We start from the raw sequence: 23,693 nt of genomic DNA on the forward strand, positions 1-23,693 counted from the left end.
CGCCGCGCCGGGCCCGCCGGGCCCCGGCCTCAGGGCTGGGCCGGGGCCGAGTGTGGCGCGGCCTCTCTTGCTGCCGCGCGGCGGTCGTAGCGCGCTGCCGCGAGGGCGAGGACTGTTCCGTAGACGCTGAGTACGAGGGCCATCAGGCCGTAGTACAGGGGCGGGAGTGCTGTCATGCCGAGGAGGGGGGCGAGGGGGGAGAGGGGGAGGGTGAGGGCCAGGACGGCGAGGGCGGCGGTGGCCGCGCGTACCGGCGGGGAGGCGCGGCGGCCGCTGCGCAGGAGCAGGATGACGAGGGCCTGCGTGAGCAGGTTCTCCGTGAACCACCCGGCGTGGAACGCCTCCTGGCCCGAGCCATGGGCCAGGGCGGGTACGGCCAGCGCCAGGACCGCGAAGGTCGCGAGGTCCGCGCAGGCGTTCAGCACGCCGAAGCCGGAGACGAAGCGGGTCAGGGCGCGCGGCCGCAGCACGGTGGGCCGGAGGTGCGCGCCGGGGCCCGGGCGGTCGAAGGCCAGCGCGAGCTGCGCGGCGTCGAAGCAGAGGTTCTGCACGAGCACCTGCGCCGGGAGCATCGGCAGGAACGGCAGCAACAGCCCGGCCACGAGCATCGCTATGACGTTGCCGAAGTTCGAGGACAGCGTGATCCGCAGGTAGGCCGCGATGTTCACCGTCGAACGGCGGCCGGTGACGATCGCCCGGTCGAGCGAGGTCAGGTCCTTCGAGGCGAGGACGACATCGGCCGCCTCCCGCGTCACGTCCACCGCGTCGCGCGGGCAGATCCCGACATCGGCGGCGTGCAGCGCGGCCAGGTCGTTCACGCCGTCGCCCAGGAACCCCGTGGTGCGCCCGGCGGACCGCAGCGCCGCCACCACCCGCGCCTTGTGCTCGGGCGAGCAGCGCGCGAAGACGGTCGTACGGCCCGCCAGTTCGGCGAGCGCCGCGTCGTCCGACGCGTCGATACGGGCCGCCGTGACCACCTCGCCGGGCTCCAGGCCCAGGTCGCGGCAGGCGCGGGCCGCCGTGCCCGGATGGTCGCCGGTGAGGACCTTGACGTCGACGCCGCGCTGGGCGAGGACGGCCAGCGCGTCGGCGGCGGTCGGCGCGGGGGTGTCGCGCAGGCAGACGAAGCCGATGAAGGTGAGACCGCGTTCGTCGGCGGTCGTGTACGGGCGGCTGCGCGCGGGCCGTTCGGCGACCGCCACGGCCAGCACCCGCAGCCCGTCGGCCGCGCTCTCCTCGGCCAGCCGCAGCAACCGCGCCCGCTCCGTCTCGTCGAGCACCCGCCCCCGGGCGGGGATCACCCGCTCCACGCGCCCGTCCCCGACGACCCGGAGCAGCCCCGGGCCCGAGCCCGTACTGTCGGCGTGCTCCGGACCGTACGGGCGTCCCACCATGCCGCCGTCGTCGTCCGGCGCCCGTAGTCCGCTGCCGCGTTCCGCGTCGTATGCGCGTACGGCACCGTCGCCCTCGTCGTCGCCGGGCCGGTACCCGTCGTGTGCCTCCACGCCGTACGGGCGCGAACCGCCTCCGCTCTCGGCCGGGGCCGCCTCGTACGGACGTGGCGGGCCCTCGTGGGCGTCCCGGCCGGGCTGCGGCGGGGCGATGGTCCGGATGTCCGTACGGGGGCGGCCGTCCTCGCAGCCGATCGCGCGGCCGGTGCCGGGGCCGGCGGCGCCTTCGTCCGGGGCGCGCCCCGGACCCGCGGGGCTCGGCGCGACGTGTGAGCAGCGCTCCAGGACGTTTTCGACGGCGCCCTTGACGACGAGCGCGACCTGGCCCGTACGGCCGCCGGGCGCGCGGACGACGGCGGTCGACAGGCGGCGGGCGGCGTCGAAGGGGAGGGCGTCGAGGCCGGTGGTGTCGTCGGCGGTCGAGCCGCGCTCCTCGTCGGCGTCGAGGATGGCCTCGTCGAGGGCGTCGGGGGCGGGCAGCTCGGCGAGCTGGAGGGTCCACAGGGCGTTGACGGCGGCCCAGTGGAGCACGTCCGGGTCGGGCGCGCCGTCCGCGCCCACGGCGCGGTCGACGGCGGGGCGGTCCTGGGTGAGGGTGCCCGTCTTGTCGATGCACAGGACATCGGCCGCGCCGAGGTCGTGCAGGGCGGGCAGCCGCCGCACGATGACCTCGCCGCCCCGCGCGAGCCGGGCGGCGCCGCGCGCCAGCGCCGTCGTCACGATGACCGGCAGCATCTCCGGTGTGAGGCCGACCGCGACCGCCACCGCGAACGGCAGCGTCTCCATGCCGCGCCCCCGCACCAGCGCGTTGACCAGCAGCACCAGCGGCGCGGTGAGCAGCATGAAGCGGATGAGGGTCCAGGAGATCCCGTTCACCGAGCGGTCGAACGCGGTCGCCGGCCGCTGCCGCCGGTGGCTGTACGTACTGGAGAAGACGGTGTCCGAGCCGGTGGCGACGACCAGCGCCGTGCCGCTGCCGGAGGCGACGCTGCTGCCCTGGAAGCACAGATGGGGCTGGTCGAAGGGGACGGCGTCCGCGGTGCCGGGGGCGCCCACGTGCCCGGCGGAGGGAGGCGGCGTGGCGCCCGTACCCCCGGCGGCGTCCGGCGCGTGCTTCGCCACGGGCACGGACTCGCCCGTCAGCGCCGCCTGGTGCACGGTGAGCCCGGTCGCCCGCAGCAGCCGTACGTCGGCGGGGACGAGGTCGCCGGGGCCGAGCCGGATCACGTCGCCCGGCACCAGCTCGTCGACGGGCAGTTCGCGGACGCGCGGCGCGGCCGACTCCGCCGCCTCGGCTGCCTCGTCGCCCTGGGCCGCCTTGTCCGGGCGGCGCTGCACCGTCGCGGTGGTGGCGACCAGACTGCGCAGCGCCGCCGCCGACCGGTCCGCGCGGTGCTCGCCGGTGGAGCGCAGCGCGCAGCTCACCGTGACCAGCACCGCGATCACCAGGGACGTGCCCCAGGAGGCCGCGGTCGCGGAGATCAGGCCGAGGCACAGCAGGACGGCGGTGAACGGGTCGCGCAGGCTGCGCGCGAAGCGGCGCGGCCAGGAGGTGGGGCGTCGGCCCGGCACCGTGTTGCCGCCGTACAGCGCGAGCCGTTCCTCGGCCTCGGACTCCAGCAGCCCGCGCGGCCCGCTCTCCAGGGCGCGCAGCGCCTGGAGCGTGCTGCCCGCGCCCCTGGTCCGGATGGCCGCGGTCCGTGCGGTCGAGCTCGGGGAACCGGGGCCGGCGACGGCCTCAGGCACCCAGGCCACGCACGTGCCCGGACCTCGATCCCGCGTCGGTGTCGCGGGCGGCGAGCTGCCCGACCATCAGCCGCACGATGGTCACCACGTTCGGGTCGTCCACGAGGTAGACCACCCGGCGGCCTTCGCGGCGCGAGCGCACCAGCCCCGCCAGCTTCAGCTTCGCCAGGTGCTGGCTCACGGCGGGCAGCGCGCCGCCCACCCGCTCGGCGAGCCCGCTGACGTCGCTCTCGCCCTGGGCCAGCGCCCACACGATGTGCAGCCGGGCCGAGGAGGCCAGCAGACCGAAGGCCGCGGCCGCCTCCGACAGGACGTGGGCGGGCGGGTCCTGCGCGCCTTCCGCGTCCTCGGTTCTCCGGAAGCCTGCCGCCACTGTCGTTCTCCTGCCCCTGTCGGTCGGGGCGTCGATGCCGCCCCGAAGGGGTCATTCTAGGCGCCGGTGCGGCTCGCCGTCGTGGGCCGCGGGCTTGCGGCGACGTTCGGGGCGGGGCCTCGGGGCCTCGGCGCGGGCGGCCGGGAGGTCCGTACTCGGCGTACGCGGCGGGGGCGGGGCGGCCGGGCGGTCGACAGGCGGTGTTCGGCGCGCGCGGCGGGGAAGCCGGCGCTTACCGCTGAGTAACGATTGGGTCCATGACCCCACTTGCCCCTGCCGCCGCGACAAGCCATGCATGGGGCCCGAGACTTCGGGTAGGCGCGCCATCGCTGACATATGAAGGCCAGGGAGGGCGACGTGAATATCGCGGGCGAGACGGTCAGGGCAGTCGCGACGGTGGGCGAGCTGCCGTACATCGAGGAGCCTGCCGCGGTGGCACCGCGCGACGCACGCGACTTGTCGCGGCTGTTCTTCGACCGTCTCGCGGTGCTGGAGGAGGGGACGGCCGAGTACCAGTACGCGCGCAACACCCTCATCGAGATCAACCTCTCCCTCGTGAAGTTCGCCGCCGCCCGCTACCGCAACCGCGCCGACCAGATGGAGGACATCGTCCAGGTCGGCACGATCGGCCTCATAAAGGCCATCGACCGGTTCGACCTGAGCCGTGAGGTGGAGTTCACCACCTTCGCCGTGCCGTACATCCTGGGCGAGATCAAGCGCCACTTCCGCGACACGAGCTGGGCCGTCCACGTGCCGCGCAGGCTCCAGGAGCTGCGGGTGGACCTCGCCAAGGCCGCCGCCGAGCTGGCGCAGCGCCTCGACCACACGCCGACCGCCTCGGACCTCGCCGCGCACATGGGGCTCAGCGAGGAAGAGGTCATCGAGGGCATCGTCGCGAGCAACGGCTACACCGCCGGCTCCATCGACATGCCCGCCGACGACGCCCCCGAGCAGATGGGCAACGCCCTCGCGGACCGGCTGGGCGAGCTGGACCCGGGGCTGGAGGGCGTCGAGAACGTCACCGCGCTCAAGCCGCTCCTCGAAGGGCTCGGCGACCGCGACCGGCAGATCCTGCGGATGCGGTTCGGCGGCGAGATGACCCAGTCCGAGATCGGCGAGGAGCTGGGCATCTCCCAGATGCACGTCTCCCGGCTGCTCTCCCGCATCCTCTCCCGGCTCCGCGCGGGCCTGCTCGCCCAGCCGGCCGCGTAAGCCCGTAGTGCCCGGACGGTCGCGTTAGCCCTTCGTAGGCCCGTAGCGCCCGGTCGGCCGCGTAGGCCCGTAGCGTCAGCGCGCCTTGTGCCGCCGCCCTCCTCGCGTCCGCTTCGCGAGGAGGGCGGCGGCGGAACCCTTGTTACCGCTCCGAGGCGGGGTGCGTACGGGCGGCGCGGCGCAGGGTGATGATGAGCGCGGCCGACGCGGCGACGATCAGGGCGACGAAGCCGGGGTGGATGTCCTTGGACAGGCTCTCCGCGCCGTCGGGGCGTACCAGCCACACCACGAGCGGGATCGCGAAGGCGGCGGCCAGTATCCCCGCCGCCCCGCGCACCGCCCCGTCGCGGACGCGGGTGAAGGCGGCGATCAGGGCGATGACGACCGGTACGGACGCGAGCAGCGCGAACTCCCCGAGGACCATGATCGGGACCGCCCACGCGCTGACGGTCGCCGCCCGGGGGACGCGGGGGTCGGTGCCGGTGGGGGTCATGGACGGTGCTGACATGACGATCTCCTCGGGTGCGAGTGGCCGCCGCGCCCAGGCGGGTGGGGTGGGATGGGCGGTGGGATGGCGTCGCGACACCGGGTCGGTGAGTTGTCGGTTAGTCGCTATGCCCTTAGTTAGAAGTTATAACTAAGCCGAGTGGGCCCCGTCAAGAGTTTTCGCTACACCCTCTAACTGGAGTTTGAGGTTCATAAACTAACGAGACTCGGGCTGGGACTAGGGCCGAGCCTCGGACCAAGGCCCGGGCGGCGGATTCTCAGGCGGCTCGCAAGCGCGCAGCGCGTCCAGCACCACCCGCACCGCCGCGCGCGGGGGCGACCCGCGGCGGACGGCCGCCGTGATCGTGCGCGTCACCGGCGTAGCCAGCTCCCTGGTGGCCACGCGGTAGCGGCTGTGGTCGACGGCCAGGCCCGGCAGCAGCGCGATCGACAGCCCGGCCTCGACGTGCTGAAGGGTCATCATGTAGTTGCTGAACCGGCCCACCACCCGCGGCTCGAACCGCGACTGGCGGCACAGCCGCAGCGCGAGATTGGCCATGTACGACTGGGGCACGTCGAACGCCCACGGCTCGTCCGCGAAGGCCGCGATGTCCACGGCCCCGCCCCGCGCCGCGGGGTGCCCGGGCGGCAGCACCAGCCGGATCGGGTCCGTGGCCAGCGGCACGAAGTCGAGGTCCGGGCCCAGCGGCAGCTCGTCGAAGTCGGTGGTCGTGATGACGATGTCCGCGTCGCCGCCGCGCAGCGCGGGCAGGCTGGCGTGCGGCTCCAGCTCCAGCAGCTCCACGTCGAGGTGTGGGTACGCGCGGGCCAGCCGGGTCACCGCCGGCACGGCCATCGTGTGGATCGCGCTCTGGAACGACGCCAGGCGCACCAGCCCCGCCGGCTCCTCGCCGAACCCGCGCAGCTCCGCCTCGACCCCCTCCATGTGGTCGAGGATCGCCCGCGCCCGCCGCGCCAGGATCACCCCCGCCGGGGTCAGCCGCACCCGGCGCCCCGTGCGTTCCAGCAACTGCGTACGGGTCTCGGCCTCCAACACGGCGAGCTGCTGCGACACGCTCGACGGGCTCATATTGGCGGCCTGGGCCACCGCCCGGACCGTGCCCAGCGTGTCCAGCCTGCTCAGCAGCCGCAGCCGCCAGGGGTTCATCATCCGGGCATTATCCGGTCGCCGTCGTGCGGGTGGTGCGGCTCGCTGTCGGGCGGCTTGTACGGCCGAGGCTCGTACGGCTTGTACGGCGGAGCCGAACAGGACGGGCGGAATCGTGAGATGGACGCGCCGTTTCCACGCCCCCTACCGTCGGCGCCATGGCTGCTTCCACCCCCACCCCGCACCTCGCCACGCCCGCCGCGGACACACCCACCGCTCCCGCCGAGTCCTTCTGGGCCGACGCCGAACGGCACCTCGTCCGCTACGGCGGCGAGTTCACCCGCGAGATCATCGACCACGCCGCCGGCAGCTTCCTCTACACCGAGGACGGCCGGAAGATCCTCGACTTCACCTCCGGCCAGATGAGCGCGGTGCTCGGCCACTCCCACCCGGAGATCGTCAAGACCGTCCAGCGCCAGGTGGCCTCCCTCGACCACCTCTTCAGCGGCATGCTCAGCCGCCCCGTGGTCGACCTCGCGCGGCGGCTGGCCGGCACGCTGCCGGCGCCGCTGGAGAAGGCGCTGCTGCTGACCACCGGCGCCGAGTCCAACGAGGCCGCGATCCGGATGGCCAAGCTGGTCACCGGCAAGCACGAGATCGTCTCGTTCGCCCGCTCCTGGCACGGCATGACGCAGGCCGCCGCCTCCGCCACGTACAGCGCGGGCCGCAAGGGGTACGGGCCGGCCGCGCCCGGCAACTTCGCGATACCCGCGCCCAACACCTACCGGCCCGACTTCACCACCGCCGACGGCTCCCTGGACTGGCGCCGCCAGCTCGACTTCGCCTTCGACCTCATCGACGCCCAGTCCACCGGCAGCCTGGCCGCGTGCCTGGTCGAGCCGATCCTCAGCTCGGGCGGGATCATCGAGCCGCCGCCCGGCTACTTCGCGGCCCTGCACGAGAAGTGCCGGGAGCGCGGCATGCTGCTGATCCTCGACGAGGCGCAGACCGGCCTGTGCCGCACCGGCACCTGGTACGCCTTCGAGCGCGACGGCATCGTCCCCGACATCCTCACGCTGTCCAAGACGCTCGGCGCCGGGCTCCCCCTCGCGGCCGTGATCACCAGCGCCGGGATCGAGCAGGAGGCGTACGACCGCGGGTTCCTGTTCTTCACCACGCACGCCGCCGACCCGCTGGTCGCCGCCGTCGGCAACACCGTCCTCGACGTCCTGGAGAACGACCGGCTCGACGAGCGCGCCCGCTCGCTCGGCGCGTTCCTCCACCATGGCCTCGCGGACATCGCCGGCCGCCACGAGGTCGTCGGCGACGTACGCGGCCGGGGCCTGCTGGCCGGAGTGGAACTCGTCGTCGACCGCGAGACCAAGGAGAGTTCGCATGAGCTGGGCGCCCGGGTCACCCGGCGCTGCCTCGAACTCGGCCTGCACACGAACATCGTCCAGATCGCCGGCATGGGCGGCGTCCTGCGGATCGCACCGCCGCTGACGGCCACCGAGGCCGAGCTGTCGCTCGGCCTGGAGGTCCTGGACGAGGCGATCGGTGCGGCCGGCGCCGGGCGCTGACCAGGCGCTGACGCTGGTCTTTGAGCGGCGGCCACTGTGGGCCGGCTCCCGAGCGCCGGGCGCTGAGGGCCCCGGCCCCGAGCGCCGGGCGCGGACGGTCGCCGGCCCCGAGTGCCGGGCGCTGAGGGTCGGCCCGAGCGTCGACCGCTCAGGGCCGCCGGCCCTGAGCGCCGGGCGCCCAGAGAGGTTCGCGGCCCGCGTTCGCCCTGAGCCCGTGCCGCTGTCCTGGACCCGTACGCCCGCCCCTGGCCCGTACCCCTACGGGCGGGGGCGGACGAGGCACGGTAGTAGCGTCCCCGGCTCGGGCCGGTCACGCGCCTCGCGTCCGCACGGGCCTCATGCCCGTTACGCGCGTACGGGCCGTACGCCCGCCGCGCTATAGCGGCAGGGCCTCACGCGCGTAACGGGTCTGCCGCCCGTACGCCGCCGCGCCATAGGGGCACGGCCTCACGCCCGTAACGGACCTACCGCCCGTCGTAACAGACCTACCGCCCGTACTCCCGCGGTGCCCGCACCGCTCAGCGGCCGTACCGCTCGCTCATTGCCCCAGCGGCTGGATCGCCAGTTCTCCGGTGTCGCGGAAAGCGTCGGCTCCCTCCGCCGGCTGCGGTATGCCCGTCGGGGAGGGGCGCAGCCAGGTCGCGCGGACCGTTTTGCCCGCCGCGTGCGGGGCCACTTCGAGGCAGGTCGCCAGCCGCTGCACCATGTGCCAGCCGAGCCCGCCGCCCCCGCCGAGGTCCGGCGCGCGCGGTACGGGCGGGGCGGGGCTGGAGTCGTCGATCTCCAGCACCAGCCGGCTCTGGCAGGCCCGCAGGCACAGCCGCCACCAGCCGGAGGTGTGCCGGATGGCGTTGGTGACCAGCTCCGAGACGACCAGCATCACCGCGTCCCGGTCCGCCCAGGGGCAGTCGCTGGCCAGGAACTCCGCCGCGGCGAGGCGGGCCCCAGCGGCGTCGGACTGCTGGGACTCCATGACCACCATGTCCCGCCGCCTCTTCTCTTCCGCCGAAAACTCGTTCAAGGGATTCTCACCCGAGGAACGCTTACCCAGCGATCAGCGGCTCATGAGCACATCCGGAGGACGAGGGTATGCGCAGTGCGCTCTCGACGGAACCGCGGATTCGCTGGACCGTGGAGGGAAGGCGGAGGGAAGCTGCGGAGGAGGCGGTCACGATGGACCGTACGGACCCTGGAAACCCGTATTTGAGCGGCCTGTACGCGCCGGTGGGCGAGGAGGTCACGGCCCGGGAGCTGCCCGTCACCGGGCATGTGCCCGACGCGCTGAACGGACGGTACCTCCGCAACGGGCCCAACCCGATGGAGGTGGCGGACCCGGCCGCCCACCACTGGTTCACCGGCCAGGGGATGGTGCACGGCGTACGGCTGCGCGGCGGCCGGGCCGAGTGGTACCGCAACCGCTGGGTCCGCAGCGACGCCGTGGCCCTGCGGCTCGGCGAGAAGGTGCCGCACGGCCCGCGCCACCTCGACACGGACGCGGCGCCCAACACGCACATCCTCCGCTTCGCCGGCCGCTACCTGGCGACGGTCGAGGGCGGCCCGCTGCCGTACGAGCTGGACGGCGAGCTGAACACCATCGGCCCGCACGACTTCGGCGGCACCCTCCGGGGCGGCTTCGCCGCGCACACCGTCCTCGACCCGGCCAACGGCGAGCTGCACGCGGTGGCGTACTGCTGGGCGTACCCGTATGTGACGTACCTCGTCATCGGCGCCGACGGGCGGGTACGGCGATCGGTGGACGTCCCCGTCGAGGGGCGGCCGATGATGCACGACTTCTCGCTCACCGACTCCCACGTGCTCCTGTACGACCTGCCCGTCGTCTTCAGCGCCCAGGCGGCGGCCGACGGCACGGGCATCCCCTACGTCTGGGACCCCGAGCGGCAGCCCCGGCTAGGCGTGCTGCCGCGCGACGGCGACGCGGCGGACGTCCGCTGGCTGGAGATCGACCCCTGCTTCGTCTTCCACCCGATGAACGCGTACGAGGAGGACGGCCGCATCACCGTCCGCCTCGCCCGCTACGACCGGCTCTTCGGCAAGGGCAGCGCGGGCCCCGACGAGTCGCCGCCGCTGCTGGAGCGGTGGACCGTCGACCTCGCCGCGGGGTCCGTGGCGTGCGAGCGGCTCGACGACCGGCCGATGGAGTTCCCGCGCGTGGACCCGCGCCGGCACACCCTGCCGCACCGCTACGGCTACGGCGTCGTGGCCCCGGCGGAGGGCTACGCGGGCGCCGCCGCCCGCCTGCACCTCAGCGGACAGGAGGTGCCGGTAGCCAACCGCCGGGTGGGCGCGGGGCTGGTCAAGTACGACCTGGAGCGCGGCACCAGCGAGGTCCGCCACAACGCGCCGGGGGAGGACAGCGGCGAGGCCGTCTTCGTGCCCGCCGGACCGGACTCCGCCGAGGACGACGGCTGGCTCCTGTCGTACGTCTTCGACCCCGAGCGCGGCGCCAGCGATCTCGTCATCCTCGACGCGCGCGACATCACGGGCGACCCGGTGGCCCGGGTGCACCTGCCGGTACGGGTCCCCGTCGGCTTCCACGGGAACTGGGTGCCGGACGCGGGGTGACGGATCGCCTGAAGCCGGCGGCACGGGGCCATGGGCGCTATTTCCTCAACGTCCTTGCGTTGAGACCATGTTGGCGACCTGTGGTGCTCGGGCGACGGCCGGGTGCGGCGGTACGGGCGGCAACCGGCGGACCGCGGGCGGGTCTTGGGTGGGTCGCTGGTGGGTCTCGGGTGGGGCGCGGTCGGGCCGCGGGTGGGTCGCTGGTGGGTCGCTGGTGGGTCGCGGGTGGGGAGGGGCGCATGGCCGAGGTGTTCTTGCGGCGTCTGACGCGCTGGCAGGCCGACCAGCAGCGGGAGGCCGTGGCGGACTTGTACGCCGCCGCGTACCGCGGGGCGCCCGGGCGGGAGTTCGAGATCCGCCGGGTGTTCCTCGACCGGTTCGAGGAGCATGTCCAGCGTCCGGGCTTCGACATGGTCATCGCCGGGGGCGCGGGGCTGGCCGGCTGCGTCTACGGCTTCCCGCCCGACCGGGACGGCGAGTTCTGGCAGGGCTTCCGGGGCGGCATCACGCCCGAGGTCGAGGAGCTCACCGCCCTCGGCCGGATCTTCGCCGTCGCCGAACTCATGGTCCTCCCCGCGTTCCGCCGCGACCACGTCGCCACCCGCCTCCAGACCCTGCTCCTCGCCCGCAGCACCGCCCAGCTCGCGACCGTACTCATCGAACCGTCGAACACCCCGGCCCGTACGGCCTACCGCTCCTGGGGCTGGACGAAGCTCGGCGAACTGTCGCCGCGGGGCGGCAGACCCGAACTGGAGGCTTGGAGCCGGGAGTTGAGACCCTGACCGTCACCACCCGTTCCGGTCCGGTCCACGTGGGGTACCGGCACGTGGTCGTGGTGGCCGGCGCGTGCCGGGGCGGGTCTGTACGGCCTCGTGGACGGCCGTGCGCAGGGCGTCCGGTGAGGTGAGCCGCAGCCAGGGGCAGGGGGCTTCGGGCAAGATCCACAGCCGTTCCCCCTTGTACGTGCCGGGCGCGGGCGCGGTGATGGGGCTGCCGGGGGGCAGTACCTTCACGTGCTCGCTGTCGGCGAGTTCGTAACCGCGTCCGGGTTCGACGAGCCACCAGGCGGTGGCTTGGGTGCCGCACAGGAGGTACGGGCCGATGTGCCGGCCTCGGTAGGCGAGGTAGGTGGCGGTCGGGCTGGAGAGGACGAGCGACATCTCGATGGTGTCCCAGAGGCGGCCGTTGCTGAGGGTGGCGGTCCGGCCCTGCGCCCAGAGCGCGCGGACGGCGCGAGGCTCGTCGGAGGCCGCGGAGAGCCAGTGCGCCATCGAGGGTAGTGCGTTCCGGTGGTGTGGCGGGTGGTGTTCATGAGCGGTCCTGGGGGCTGGTATGGGCGGCTGTACGTCCGGTCAGGGGTGCGGTTACGTGAGGATGAGGACGGCGGCCCAGGCGAGGACGGCGAGTGCGGTGAGCACGAGGGCGAGACAGGCGGGCGACCCGCCGTCATCTGGCATCGGGAGTCACGGGCCGGCGGGCCCGGATGTCGGGCCCGAGCATCACGGTTCCACTCCCACTCGCCGCCGCAAAGGCGGCGGCGAGGTCGGCGGGGTCGGTCAGGAGCCCGGAGCCGTCCGGGCGTTGTACCCAGCCGCGGCCCCCGCTGTACTGGCCGACGGCGGGGCAGGGCAGACGCCAGCCCGGGCCCCGGAGCGTCAGCTCCGACAGGCCGCCGAGATGCTCCTGGGCCTTGTCGCCTACGAGCCAGCAGGCGAGGTTGTCTTCGGGGCAGCCGAGGACCGGCCCGAGCCTCCCCACGCGGCCGAGCGGCCGCATGACGTCGAGGGACGGCAGGAGCGGGGCCTCGACCACCGTCCACGCGGTGGAGGCGATCGGCGCGAGCCGATCGGCATTCCAGGCGCGCCAAACCGCGTCGGGACTGACCGCGCAGGACGCCAGCCAGGCATTGGCCTTTGCGCTCATGACTGGGGTCCCTCGTCGTCGCGGTTGATGTCCGCGGCTGCTGTGACCAGGGCGCGTACGGCCGAGGCGGGGCTCAGGACGCCGTCCGGCGGGATGATCCAGTGGGCGCGCGACCCTTCGCAGGTGCGCGGTGAGGGCAGGCCGATGTAGTGGGCCTCGCGTTCGGTGGTCGTCACGCACTCCACCGCCGCATCCCACCCGGCGGCGGTCCCGGGCGGCACAAGAACGACGTAGTTCCCGCCGACGCGGGCCACGGGCCCGGTGACCCCGAAGCAGTACATCATCGCCCGCACCCACCCCCGATGCCGCCCCGCCGCCACGCCGTGCACCAAGGAGGCGGGCAACTTCACCGCCTCCCACGCCGGCCCGACGAGGAACAGGGCAACGCCCCGGCGGTACCACTCGTCCGCGGCTGCTTGAGCCGCTTCCCGGCTGGCAGTCAAAAGCCTCGCCGCCGCGTGATCTTGTTGCAGGGGAAACATCATGAGCCTTCCCGGCGGTGGTGCGGAGAGTCGACAGCGGCCCGCAACGCAAGGTGCAGCAGATCGGGGTCCGTGATGCAGCGGCTGAAGGTGGGGGCGATGAGCCAGTGCAAGCCCGTCGTGTCAGCCGAAGGGGATGGGACGGCCACGTACGTGGATTCGCTGCACAGCACGGTCTCGGGCAGATCCCAGCGTCGAACGCAGCCGGACTCGACGAGGAAATGCACGATGCGGGTCCATGGATCACAGATGACCGGGCCGCATTGATCGCCGAGCCGTGTGATGGCGGCGGCGCCCAAGGTGTGCGGTGTGCGGACGGTGTCCCAGTACTCGCCTGCCGCGACGTGCCACACCGTGCCCTCGGGTGGGAGCCACGAGAACCAGGTACTGAGGCCGCCAGGGCCGTTCACCGGAGTCCGTCCCTGGCGCGGGGGCGGAGCGACGTGGGCGGGGCTGCATCGGTCATGGACAGATGGTGATCCCCGAGAAGGGCCCTGACTGACCCAGTGTGGGTCACCCCCTTGCGTGGCACCAATCGCAGAAGGCATCGAGTTCATCGCGCTCAGCCCGCTTGATGCGGCGGATCGTGGCGACGTCATCGCGGACCCACAAGTGTTCGCGGGCGTGCTGTGGGGCGATCCGGCGGGCGCGTTGCAGCGACTTGAACGCGGCGTCGGGCTTCGCGGACCACAACTCGGCGCGAGCCAGCTCGATGTAGAACCCGGATCGGCGCTCCTGGCCCATGTCGCGAGGAGGTGACCAGGAACTGGCGACATCCAGCGCGCGCTGAAGGTGCTCGCCGCCGAGGCTGACAGCCACGGAGACCTCGTGGATACGGGCCGAGTCCGGGCCGAACGCCGTACCGCAGTAGATGGCTTCGGGGACTCGGTCGGCGTGGGCGAGGGCTTCGTCCAGGTGCTCGGTGGCCGCGGCGACATCGCCCGCGCGGCCGGCGATGACGGCGGCCCTCATGTGCAGGGCGCCGCGTGCGGCAATGGCTTGTGGCCGGGAGGGCGGCGGCGCTGCATCGATGGCGGCTTGGAGGGCGCGAAGCCCGGCACCATGAGCGCGGGCGGCGAAGTGGACCTCGGTGCGCACGTAGGCGGTGTGGGCGTTCAGCAGAGGGTCCTCAGCGAACTCCGCCGCCCAGCGCATGAGGTCGATCAGCCGGGCGGACAAGTCATGGGCCCGGTACTTGTAGGCGACGGCGTCGGCTGTGCGGTAGGCCGCCACCAGCAGCGATGCCACTTCGGACCGTGTTTCCGCCGGGGCAGCATGGAAGGCACGGGACAACTCGGCCAGCAGTTCGGGTAGGTGGCGGGTGATGTGTACGTACTGGGCGCCGAGCCGCCACTGGACGGCTTTCCCCGTCGTTGCGGACAGCTCTTGCAGAGGACGGACGGGACCGTCATCAGGCATGTCGTAGGTGGCGATGACCGCGGACAGGGCTGGCATGGCCTGATGAACCCGGTTGTCGGACCGGCCGTGATCGGGCAGTAGCGCCGAGGGGTCGACGCCCAGAGCTCCGGCGATGGCGTCCAGGACACCGTCACCCGCCCCGCGGGCCCCGCGCTCGATCTTGCAGAGTGTTCCGAGACCGATGTTGGCGGCCGTGGCCAACTGCACCTGCGTCATGCGGGCCATCCGTCGCCGGTAGGCGATCCGCCGGCCTACTTCCAGGGCGAGTTCGGACGGCATAGGTACCCCCCGTTCGGTTGGTGCCACGCACCGAAGAGGATTACCACGGTGCAGGGTATGACCGGCCCACCAATGCTGCTGATGGGCCGAGTTGTTCCACCTATTCGTTGATAAGCGCGGTGAGGTCGGTGAGCGAGGAGATTCGCCAGTCCGCTGCGGCGGCCTCGGGGGCGTCAGCCCACAAGTGCCCCCACGGACCACGCCGGATGTGTGCCGCTCTCAGCCCCGCGGCCTTGGCGGGGATGACGTCGTTGGCGGGGTTGTCGCCGACGTAGACGGTTGCGTACGGCTCGGCCTGGGCGAGGTCGATAACGCGCTCGAAGAAGTGCGGTGAGGGCTTGGCGACGCCCCACTCCGCTGAGGTGGCGACGGCGTCGGCGGGCAGTTCGAGGGCGCGCAGGAGTTCGCCTACCCGGGCTGTCTGATTGCCGGCGACAACGACTCGTACGCCCAGCTTGCGGAGTCCGCTGAGGGCTGGGCGCACGTCGGGGTACAGGTCCGAGTCGTCGAGCGCTTCGCCCTGCCCAGCCGCCTCGCGTGCCAGGTACTCGGCGCGGATGTCGATGCCCGGGCAGGCGAGGCGGAGGGCATCGGCGTTGTCGCGCCCTTGGGCGGTGACGGCCCCGACGAGGGCCGACAGGGTGTGGCGGGGGATGTGCAGCCAGTCCGCCCACGATCCCCAGTACCGGTCGTCGTTGGTCAGCGTTTCTCCGACGTCGAAGACGATGGTCTCGATCACACCACGGCACACTACGGGGCGGTTGACCTGTCTTTCACCTGGTGTGCCGCACTCGCGGAGATGACAGATCCCTGTTCGGTGCGGCAGGAAGCAGGGCCGGGCGAATCAGGCGAGCACGAGGTGACCGCGACGGTCCTGGCTGCGGGGCTTCCGCGCGGCCGGTGGCGCCCCCGGGGAGCCGGGTGATGGCCGGCGGTGTCCGGGGCCGGCCGGTCGGCTCTGGGGCGCTGGGGGCCCGTGGCGGAGGATGCCGGTATGACTGGTACCGATACGCCATGGGGGCGATGGGAGCCCGCGCCCCTGTCCGAAGTGGCCGACCTCTTCTCGGCCGGTACGACGCGCGGAGCGCGGTGGTGGATTGCCGGTGGGTATGCCATCGAACTCGCCGTGGGCCGGGCCTTCCGGGACCACGGCGACATCGACGTTCTGCTGCTGCGCCGCGACCAACTCGCCGTGCAGCGCGCGCTGCACGGCTGGCAGTGGTGGGCGGCCGACCCGCCCGGCACGCTCAGACCCTGGGCGGAGGGCGAACCGCTGCCGGACCACGTCCACGACATCTGGTGCCGCCCCGGCCCCGCCGAGCCCTGGCGGATTCAGGTCATGCTCGACGAGAGCGAGAGCGAGAGCGAGAGCGAGAGCGAGAGCGAGAGCGACGGCACGGAGTGGGTCTCGCGCCGTGACAGCGGGGTGCGCCGCCCCATCGAGTCCATCGGCGCTCAGGCGCCCGGGCCCGTGCCGTACCTGGTGCCCGAGGTGCAGCTCTACTACAAGGCGCAGGACCCGCGCCCGAAGGACGAGGAGGATTTCGCCGCGGCGCTGCCGGTCCTCACGGCAGGGGCCCGACGCTGGCTGATGTCCGCGCTGGAGCGTACGTACGGGCGCCATCACCCCTGGTCGCGGCGGTTGGGGGCGGCGCGCGGCGGGTGTGCGCCGTGAGCCTTTCGGGTGGCGCGAATCCACCGACGGCGAGGTGTCGAGAACGGCCCGTCCGCTCCGACGTCTCCTGTGAGAGGCGCCCGGCCCACCGGGTGTCCTGGAGAGGCGCCCGGCCCACCGGGCGTTCTGGAGAGGCGCCCGGCCCACCGGGTGACCCGGAGAGGCGCCCGACCCACCGGGTGTCCTGGAGAGAGGATCGGTGAGGACGATGAAGTACCTGATCATGCTGCTCGCCAAGCAGTCCGACTACGACGCCATGAGCGGCTCCCCGGCCCCCGGCGAACCGGCGTGGACGGAGAAGGATCTTCAGGCCATGTACGGCCACATGGGAGCTATCAACGACAACCTCGCCGAGTCGGGCGAACTGGTCGACGCGCAGGGCCTCACCGAGCCCTCCCAGGCCAAGCTCGTCACCGCGGCGAAGGACGGCACGCCCATCGTCTCGGACGGGCCGTACGGGGAGGCCAAAGAAGTCCTCGCCGGGTACTGGGTGGTCGACTGCGAGAACATCGAGCGCGCCACACAGATCGCGGCCCGCGCCTGCGCCTGCCCCCATCCGGAGGGCGTGCGGACCTACCCGGTGGTGGTGCAGCCGATCGGGGAGGAGGGGTGTGGGGACGAGATGTAAGGGGCGGCGGGACGCCGGGGGCGGCCCGCGAGAGGTGGTGCCATGGAGGACGCCGTGGGGGACGAGGACCTGCTGCGCGGCCTCGCGCCGCAGGTCCTCGGCGCGCTCGTACGCCGGTACGGGCACTTCGACGCCGCCGAGGACGCGGTGCAGGAGGCGCTGCTCGCCGCGGCCGTCCAGTGGCCCGCCCGGGGCCGGCCGGACAACCCGCGCGGCTGGCTGATCCGCGTCGCCTCCCGCCGCCTGACCGACGAACTGCGCGCCGAGGAGGCACGCAGGCGCCGGGAGGAGAACGCCGCCGCCCTGACGCCGCGCGACGAGTTCAGCGCGCCGCCGCCCGGCGAGGGGCGCGCCCCGTCCGAGGACGACACCCTCCTCCTGCTCTTCCTGTGCTGCCACCCCGAACTGACCCCGGCCGCGCAGATCGCGCTCACCCTGCGCGCCGTCGCGGGCCTGACCACCGCGGAGATCGCGCGCGCCCATCTCGTACCCGAGGCGACGATGGCGCAGCGGATCAGCCGGGCGAAGAAGCGCGTCAAGGCGTCGGGGGTCCCCTTCGGCCGGCCGGACCACCCCGAGCGCGAAGAACGCCTGGCCGCCGTCCTCCAGGCGCTCTACCTGCTCTTCAACGAGGGGTACACGGCGACGTCCGGCAGCAGCCTGCAACGGGCCGAGCTGTCCGGCGAGGCCATCCGCCTCACCCACGAGGTCCACCGGCTCCTGCCGGAAGACGGCGAGGTGACGGCGCTGCTGGCCCTGATGCTGCTCACGGACGCCCGGCGCCCCGCCCGTACCGGACCGGACGGCGATCTCGTACCGCTCGCCGAACAGGACCGGACCGCGTGGGACCGCGAGGCCATCGACGAGGGGACGGCGCTGGTCGAACGGGCCCTGTCGGCTCGTACGCCGCCCGGCCCGTACCAGCTCCAGGCGGCGATCGCCGCGCTCCACGACGAGGCGGAGCGGCCCGAGGACACCGACTGGCCGCAGATCCTCGCCCTCTACCGTCTTCTCGAACGCCTCGCGCCCGGGCCCATGGTCACGCTCAACCACGCCGTCGCGCTCGCGATGGTCCACGGCCCGCGGGCCGGGCTCGGCCTCCTCGCGACCCTCGACGCCGACGCGCGGCTGGCGGGGCACCACCGCCTCGACGCGGTCCGCGCCCACCTCCTGGAACGGGCGGGCGATCTCGAAGCGGCGCGGGCCGCCTACCAGTTGGCCGCGAAGCGCACCGCCAGCCTGCCCGAACGCCGCTACCTCCAGGCGCGCGCTACCAGGCTGAGTGCGGAGAGCGCCGGATGATCCCGGTCCGCTTGACGGTCGACAGGATCGGGACCGTCTCGATGCCGGTGATCCGCTCCAGCGCGCCGACCGTGGTGGTGAGGAACGCGTAGAGCGCGTCCAGATCGGCCGCGGCCACCGCGACCAGCAGATTGGCCGGCCCGGTGGTGGCCGCCGCGAACCGCACCTGCGGGTGGTCGCTCAGCGCCCGCGCCGTCTCCTCCAGCCCGCCGGGCGTCACCGTGATCCACAGCAGCGCCTCGGCGTGCACGCCCAGCAGTGCCAGATCCACCTCGGTCGCCGGCCGCACGGCCCCGTCGCGTACGAGCGCGTCCAGCCGGCGTCGCGCGGTGAGCGCCGAGACCCCCGCGCGGTGCCCCAACTCCCCGTACGTGGCACGGCCGTCCGCCGCCAGGGCCTCTACGAGCGCGTCGTCGACGGCGGTTACGGGCGTGCCGGCGGTTACGGGTGTGTCGACGGGTACGGGCGTGTCGGCGGGTACGGGCGCGGCTTCCCGTACGGCGGTGGTGACGGGGCCGGGGGAGAGGAGGGCTAGCTGCTCAGGGGTCAGGAGCCCGGCCGTCCACCGCAGCGACGCCGGATGGACACGCATGAGACTGTGCGCGGTCCAGGAGTCGACGGCGGCGGTGGCGGGCAGATCGCGCAGCAGCAGCGCGTTGCGGGCGTCGGGACCGGCCAGGAACACGATCGTGCAGATCTCGTCGCCGCCGCCCATCACATCCACCCACACCGTGTCCTGCCGGCGCGCCAGCGTGGCCGCGACCGCGCGAATGCGCTGCGGGCGGCAGCGGACGCGCAACGCCATCGGGACGAGCCCGGTGAAGTGGGCGGGGCTGCGCACCGCCGTCGCCCGCAGCGTCCCGTCCTGGAACAGCGGCGCGGCCCGGCGCACGACCGTACGTTCCGAAATGCCCAGACACGCGGCGACGGTGCGCCAGGAGGCGCGGGGCGACGCGAGGAGCACGGCGGTGATCCGGCGGTCTGTCTCGTCGAGGGAGTGGCGCACATTCGGCATGCTAGGCCGCTTCCGTGTCCGTATTTCTCCTTGAGAGTGGAGAATCATGGCCACAATCGGCTGGAGCCCGTAAAACGATCACGAGGTCGATGACGAGACCGGCGACGAGACCGGTGCGGGGTGCGCACAGGGAGGCGACGACGATGACGGACGGCGCGAGGACGGACGGGGCGGCGGTGGGCGAGGCGACGGTGGGCGAGGCGACGGTGGGCGAGGCGACGGCCCCGGCAGCCGCCGTGGAAGACCGCCCGGTCGTGACGACGGACCGGGGCCGGGTACGGGGGGTGGTGGAAGGCGCGGTGGCGGCCTTCCGCGGCATCCCGTACGCGGCGTCGCCGGTGGGGAAGCTGCGCTTCGCGCCGCCACGGCCGCATGAGGGCTGGTCCGAGACGCGGGACGCGGCGCGATCGGGCCCGTCCGTGCCGCAGAACGCGTCGCGGCTGGAGGCGGTGATGGGCAAGCGCGTCCCGAACTGGGCGGAGGCCGACTCGCTCAACCTGAACGTATGGACTCCGGCGAGGCTGCTGAGCGAGTCGGAGCGCGACGGCCGACGCCCGGTCCTGCTGTGGTTCCACGGTGGGGGTTTTACATCGGGTTCAGGTGGTTGGGACTGGTACGACGGCGGGCGCCTGGCGGCCCTGGGCGACATCGTGGTCGTGACGGCCAACTACCGCTTGGGGCCGCTGGGCTACCTCCACCTGCCGGAGCCCGGCACTGACAACGTCGGCGTGCGCGACCAGGCGGCGGTGCTGCGCTGGGTGCACGCCAACGCCGAGGCCTTCGGCGGCGACCCCGGCGCGATCACGGTCGGCGGCCAGTCGGCGGGCGCGTACGCGTCCCTGGCCCTGGCGCTCGTACCGGAGACCCGCCCGCTGATCCGCCGCGTGATCGCCCAGAGCGGCCCCTGGGGCATGGAGCCGCAGGACCCGGACAAGGCGCGGGACCACACGGCGGCGCTGGTACGCCTCCTGGGCGTGGACAGCGCCCCCAACCCCGGCGACGCGCTCCGCGAACTCCCCGTCGAACGCCTCCTCGCCGCCTACGCCCAACTCTCCGCCGACCTGGCCGTGTCGGGCCACATCGACCCGCCGCTGTTCCCGGTCCTGGGCGGCGCCGGAATGCCGTCGAGCCCGCTGCCGCAGGCGGTCGCGAACGGGGACCTGGGGGAGACCGGCCTGCTGATCGGCACGGTGAAGGACGAAATGACGGCCTTCGTAGGAGCCGGCCCCCACGCCCAGCCCCTCACGGACACCGTGATGCGCACCCCCACCCTCGAAATCGCCGCCGCCCGCGCCGAACAGGGCGCCCCGCCATACGTCTACGAATTCGACCGCGAGTCACCGGACAATTCGGGTTTGGGGGCAACTCACTGCTCCGAACTCCCCTTCCTCTTCGGCACATTCGACGCCTTCGCCGCCAGCCCCATGCTCGGCCACCCGACTCCGTCGGACCGCACCCTCTCCACGGCCTTCGCCTCCGCCTTCGCCGCCTTCGTGGCCACGGGCTCCCCGACCGGCGAGGGCCTTGCCCCTTGGGAGGCTTACGGGACCGGGGAGGGGGACGGAGTGAAGCGGTTCGGGTAGGGCTACGCGAAGGGCGGGCCGCCGGTGAGTCGACGGCCCGCCCTTCGTCTGTTGCGTCCGCGCTCAGCCCAGTTCGAGGCTGGTGACGCCGTACGTGCGTGCTGTTCCGACGGACGGTGCGGGTCCGGCGTACATGCGGACGGTGTGCGAGGCGGGTGCGAGACCGTGGGCCGTGGCGAGGTCGTGGGCGGAGCGCTGGGGGTCGGGAACGTCGAGGGAAACCGTCTCCTCCGGGCCAAGACCGGCGGTGAGGCTGTCGAAGAGCGCCTCGGCGGCCTCGCGGCTGTCGGCGAACAGCGGCCCGACGCGGTGGCCGTCGCGGGCGGGGCGCAGCACTCCGTACCCGGCCACCTGACCGTCGCGCAGGTGTACGCGCGCGGTACGACCGGCGGCCGTCAGCCATCGGCCGAGGAAGGCCCGGCGGTCGGCGGGGAAGCACCGCCGGTCGTACGCGGCGATGGCGTCGAGGTGGTCCGCGGTGACGGGGACGGTCGCCGTGCCCGCGCCCGTACGGGCCGGGTCCGTGTCCGGGCCCGTACGCGCCGTACCCGCGCCCGTACGGCCGGAATTCGCGCCCGTACGCGCCGCTCCCGCGCCCGTACGGTCGGAATTCGCGCCCGTGGCGGCGGGCCCCGCGTCCGTACGTACCGGGCCCTCTCCCGCGCGGGGGCGGCCCGTGTAGCGGATGGTCTGGTACGCGGTCTCGAAACCGGCCCGCTGGTATGTGGCCTGCTGGGCGGGGACGCCGTCCAGGCCGACGGTCCGGGTGCCGGCGTGCGGGAACGCCGTGCGCCAGGTGGCGAGGCCGAGGCCCCGGCCGCGGTGGTCGGGGCGGACCATGTAGTAGCCCAGGAACGCGTACTCGTCCGAGTAGTTGGCGACCGATATCGCCGATACGGGCGCGGCGCCCGGCTCCAGGCGGCCGACGAAGAAGCCGGCCGGGTCGATCGGGTGGAAGGTGGCCGTGTCGCCGCGGCCGGGGTTCCACCCCTCCTCGGCGGCCCACTCCTCCACCTGGTGCCATTCGTCCAGGGAGGCGGTGCTGACGGTGAGTTCGCCGAGGGGGTGCATGGTATTGGCGTTTCCTCTCGCGTAGTTGACGGGCCGTTGGGCCCGGGTGGGGGCGGGGCCCTCTGCCCCGCCTACTGTCCAGAGCTGTCTGTTCCGCTCCGATCAGATCAGGTCCATGGCTGCCACCTCGTCGGGGCTGCCGTAGCTGACCGGTCCCTGGAAGCGCCGGCGGGCGGTGGCGAACCACCAGACCGTGGCGATCAGCAGGACCACGGCGAGCGCGATCGGCGCGTAGTTGAAGGAGGCCGGGGTGATCGGGGATGCCTGCGGCAGCATGAACAGCACATTGCTGATCACGATCCAGGCGACGGCCACGCCCGCGACGAGCTTGCCGTAACGGCCCAGATTCCAGGGGCCGGGCTGGAAGTCGTTCAGCCGGAGCCGGAGGAAAATCGGCACGCCGTAGGCGAGGAAGAGCCCCACGACATTGACGCTCACAATGGCCGTGAACGCGGTGTGCGACCACCAGCCCGGTATCACCAGCACCAGCGGGCAGGCGGCGGCGAGCCATACGGCCTTGACCGGTGTGCGTGTTCGCGGCGACACGGAATGCCACCAACGGGAGCCGGGCATCGCGCCGTCGCGGGAGAACGCGAAGATCTGCCGGGTATTGCTGGTCATGTTGGCCAGCCCGCAGAAGAGCATCGCGCCGATCACGATCAGCAGCAGTAGCTTGGCGGTGCCCGCGCCGAGCGCGTCGATGAGAATCTGCACCGGCGGCGCGGTGGCGCTCGCCTCGTGCGCGTAATCGCGGATCGCGTAGATCAGGGCGAGCATGAGGATGAGCCCGGCGATCGCGGAGTAGGCGATCGCGCGCATGATGCCCCGGGGCGCGTTGACGGTGGCCTGCACGGTTTCCTCGGACATGTGGAAACTGCCGTCGAATCCTGTGAAGGTCCAGCTCGTGACGAGCAGGCCGAGCATTCCGCCGTACAACCCGCTGGTGAATCCGGTGTTGTTGGCGAAATGGGTCACGAAGGAGGCGGGCTGGTGGTGCGTGGGGATCAGCACGAGGGTGAGCACGATGATCACCATGCCGACCAGCAGCCACCACACCGAGATCCGGTTCAGCACGGCGACGAGCTGCACGGTGTAGGTGTTGGCCAGCGCCTGGATCAGCAGGATCACGGCGGTGATGGCGACCGTGTGCTGGGCCGTGGCCTGGTAGGAGGGCCACTGCATGGAGATGAACGCCTGGATGAAGGTGGCGGCGGCGAAGTTGGTGGCGGCGGTGCCGCCGACCTGCCCGACGAAGTTCAGCCAGCCCGTGTACCAGGACCAGGCGCCGCGGTGCCGCTTGGCGAGCTTGCCGGCGGAGAAGTACAGGGCGCCGCTGGTCGGGTAGGCGGACGCGATCTCACCCATCGAGGCGCCGACGAACAGCACCATGACGGAAACACCGATCCAGCCGAAGACGAGAATCGACGGGCCGCCGGCGTTCATCCCGAAACCGAAGGAGGAGAAGATGCCGGAGATGATGTTGATGATGGTGAAAGATATCGCGAAGTTGTCGAAGGCCCGGAATCTCCGGGTGAGTTTTCGCGGATACCCCATGGCGTGCAGAGTGGCATCGTCGTCGAGGGCGTCGGGGACCGGCTCGTGACGTGGTTTCGAGCGGGACAGGGATGTGCGCTCGGACACAAACGTGGCCTTTCTGATGGAGGAGCGGAGAGCGGGAAGGGAATGGAAGGGAAGAGACGAGAACGGGGAGCCGGTGGGACCCCGGGATTTCTATGGTGGACGACGGCCTGCGGGAGAAAGGTGAAGATGAAGATAA

22 protein-coding genes are annotated in these 23,693 nt (G+C 72.8%); 8 read left to right on the top strand and 14 right to left on the bottom strand.

The window, feature by feature from the left end; all coding sequences use genetic code 11:
* Nucleotides 1-29: 29 nt before the first annotated feature.
* Nucleotides 30-3,197, bottom strand: coding sequence for an HAD-IC family P-type ATPase (locus IF55_RS37400; RefSeq protein ID WP_078644816.1), 3,168 nt, complete (start codon nt 3,195-3,197; stop codon nt 30-32).
* The gene (locus IF55_RS20330) at nt 3,190-3,570 is read right to left on the bottom strand and encodes an ArsR/SmtB family transcription factor (RefSeq protein WP_030878692.1); all 381 of its coding nucleotides are present in this window, start codon (nt 3,568-3,570) and stop codon (nt 3,190-3,192) included. Before IF55_RS20330 ends, IF55_RS37400 begins: the two co-directional genes overlap by 8 nt.
* Before the next feature lie 336 nt (nt 3,571-3,906).
* On the opposite strand from IF55_RS20330, the gene IF55_RS20335 reads away from it, so the two are divergent.
* Entirely contained in the window at nt 3,907-4,782 is an 876-nt protein-coding gene (locus tag IF55_RS20335) for an RNA polymerase sigma factor SigF (RefSeq protein ID WP_078644774.1), read from the top strand.
* A 142-nt stretch (nt 4,783-4,924) separates the two neighbouring features.
* On the opposite strand, the gene IF55_RS20340 is transcribed toward IF55_RS20335, so the two are convergent.
* Together IF55_RS20340 and IF55_RS20345 are read right to left on the bottom strand one after the other, a co-directional pair.
* Nucleotides 4,925-5,290, bottom strand: coding sequence for a hypothetical protein (locus tag IF55_RS20340; protein ID WP_030878695.1), 366 nt, complete (start codon nt 5,288-5,290; stop codon nt 4,925-4,927).
* Between the two features lie 216 nt (nt 5,291-5,506).
* Nucleotides 5,507-6,439 (bottom strand): LysR family transcriptional regulator, encoded by a 933-nt coding sequence (locus IF55_RS20345; protein WP_030878697.1) that lies wholly within the window; start codon nt 6,437-6,439, stop codon nt 5,507-5,509.
* Between the two features lie 155 nt (nt 6,440-6,594).
* Between IF55_RS20345 and IF55_RS20350 the strand changes: the two genes are divergently transcribed.
* The gene (locus IF55_RS20350; RefSeq protein ID WP_030878701.1) at nt 6,595-7,956 is read left to right on the top strand and encodes an aspartate aminotransferase family protein; all 1,362 of its coding nucleotides are present in this window, start codon (nt 6,595-6,597) and stop codon (nt 7,954-7,956) included.
* A 538-nt stretch (nt 7,957-8,494) separates the two neighbouring features.
* Here the strand turns inward: IF55_RS20350 and IF55_RS20355 are convergent.
* A complete protein-coding gene (locus IF55_RS20355; RefSeq protein WP_063764011.1) occupies nt 8,495-8,938 on the bottom strand; it encodes an ATP-binding protein in 444 nt (147 codons plus the stop codon).
* Nucleotides 8,939-9,129: 191 nt separating this feature from the next.
* On the opposite strand from IF55_RS20355, the gene IF55_RS20360 reads away from it, so the two are divergent.
* Nucleotides 9,130-10,539: a carotenoid oxygenase family protein gene (locus IF55_RS20360; RefSeq protein ID WP_030878707.1), complete on the top strand. Its 1,410-nt coding sequence runs from the start codon at nt 9,130-9,132 to the stop codon at nt 10,537-10,539.
* A 239-nt stretch (nt 10,540-10,778) separates the two neighbouring features.
* Entirely contained in the window at nt 10,779-11,321 is a 543-nt protein-coding gene (locus IF55_RS20365) for an N-acetyltransferase (protein ID WP_245661257.1), read from the top strand.
* A 3-nt stretch (nt 11,322-11,324) separates the two neighbouring features.
* Here IF55_RS20365 and IF55_RS20370 read toward each other — a convergent pair whose 3' ends face one another.
* From IF55_RS20370 to IF55_RS20395, 6 genes are all read right to left on the bottom strand, one after another.
* Complete coding sequence (locus IF55_RS20370; protein ID WP_030878714.1) at nt 11,325-11,810, bottom strand: hypothetical protein; 486 nt, start codon at nt 11,808-11,810, stop codon at nt 11,325-11,327.
* Between the two features lie 175 nt (nt 11,811-11,985).
* Nucleotides 11,986-12,462 (bottom strand): hypothetical protein, encoded by a 477-nt coding sequence (locus tag IF55_RS20375; protein ID WP_048832214.1) that lies wholly within the window; start codon nt 12,460-12,462, stop codon nt 11,986-11,988.
* Nucleotides 12,459-12,806, bottom strand: coding sequence for a hypothetical protein (locus IF55_RS20380; RefSeq protein ID WP_157854298.1), 348 nt, complete (start codon nt 12,804-12,806; stop codon nt 12,459-12,461). Before IF55_RS20380 ends, IF55_RS20375 begins: the two co-directional genes overlap by 4 nt.
* Before the next feature lie 137 nt (nt 12,807-12,943).
* Nucleotides 12,944-13,354 carry a hypothetical protein gene (locus tag IF55_RS20385; RefSeq protein WP_157854299.1) on the bottom strand — a complete coding sequence of 137 codons (411 nt, stop codon included), beginning with the start codon at nt 13,352-13,354 and terminating at the stop codon, nt 12,944-12,946.
* A 103-nt stretch (nt 13,355-13,457) separates the two neighbouring features.
* Nucleotides 13,458-14,642 (bottom strand): helix-turn-helix domain-containing protein, encoded by a 1,185-nt coding sequence (locus IF55_RS20390; protein ID WP_030878726.1) that lies wholly within the window; start codon nt 14,640-14,642, stop codon nt 13,458-13,460.
* A gap of 100 nt (nt 14,643-14,742) precedes the next feature.
* Nucleotides 14,743-15,381, bottom strand: coding sequence for an HAD family hydrolase (locus IF55_RS20395; protein WP_030878730.1), 639 nt, complete (start codon nt 15,379-15,381; stop codon nt 14,743-14,745).
* A gap of 255 nt (nt 15,382-15,636) precedes the next feature.
* On the opposite strand from IF55_RS20395, the gene IF55_RS20400 reads away from it, so the two are divergent.
* The 3 genes from IF55_RS20400 to IF55_RS20410 all read left to right on the top strand — a co-directional run bounded on the left by IF55_RS20400 (nt 15,637) and on the right by IF55_RS20410 (nt 18,247).
* The gene (locus tag IF55_RS20400) at nt 15,637-16,317 is read left to right on the top strand and encodes a nucleotidyltransferase domain-containing protein (RefSeq protein ID WP_030878733.1); all 681 of its coding nucleotides are present in this window, start codon (nt 15,637-15,639) and stop codon (nt 16,315-16,317) included.
* Nucleotides 16,318-16,525: 208 nt separating this feature from the next.
* On the top strand, nt 16,526-16,945 hold the full coding sequence (locus IF55_RS20405; RefSeq protein WP_030878736.1) for a YciI family protein: 420 nt from the start codon (nt 16,526-16,528) through the stop codon (nt 16,943-16,945).
* A 42-nt stretch (nt 16,946-16,987) separates the two neighbouring features.
* A complete protein-coding gene (locus IF55_RS20410; RefSeq protein WP_030878738.1) occupies nt 16,988-18,247 on the top strand; it encodes an RNA polymerase sigma factor in 1,260 nt (419 codons plus the stop codon).
* Here the strand turns inward: IF55_RS20410 and IF55_RS20415 are convergent.
* Nucleotides 18,216-19,262 carry an Lrp/AsnC family transcriptional regulator gene (locus IF55_RS20415; protein ID WP_030878741.1) on the bottom strand — a complete coding sequence of 349 codons (1,047 nt, stop codon included), beginning with the start codon at nt 19,260-19,262 and terminating at the stop codon, nt 18,216-18,218. The two genes, IF55_RS20410 and IF55_RS20415, sit on opposite strands and share 32 nt — an antisense overlap.
* A 143-nt stretch (nt 19,263-19,405) precedes the next feature.
* Between IF55_RS20415 and IF55_RS20420 the strand changes: the two genes are divergently transcribed.
* Entirely contained in the window at nt 19,406-20,845 is a 1,440-nt protein-coding gene (locus tag IF55_RS20420) for a carboxylesterase/lipase family protein (protein ID WP_078644777.1), read from the top strand.
* Nucleotides 20,846-20,908: 63 nt separating this feature from the next.
* On the opposite strand, the gene IF55_RS20425 is transcribed toward IF55_RS20420, so the two are convergent.
* Nucleotides 20,909-21,916 carry a GNAT family N-acetyltransferase gene (locus tag IF55_RS20425; protein WP_030878747.1) on the bottom strand — a complete coding sequence of 336 codons (1,008 nt, stop codon included), beginning with the start codon at nt 21,914-21,916 and terminating at the stop codon, nt 20,909-20,911.
* A gap of 102 nt (nt 21,917-22,018) precedes the next feature.
* Nucleotides 22,019-23,470, bottom strand: a complete 1,452-nt coding sequence (locus IF55_RS20430; RefSeq protein WP_037963504.1) for an amino acid permease — start codon at nt 23,468-23,470, stop codon at nt 22,019-22,021.
* Between the last annotated feature and the right edge of the window lie 223 nt (nt 23,471-23,693).

It is taken from the genome of Streptomyces varsoviensis, from assembly GCF_000718635.1.
In the GTDB taxonomy this organism is placed as follows: domain Bacteria; phylum Actinomycetota; class Actinomycetes; order Streptomycetales; family Streptomycetaceae; genus Streptomyces; species Streptomyces varsoviensis.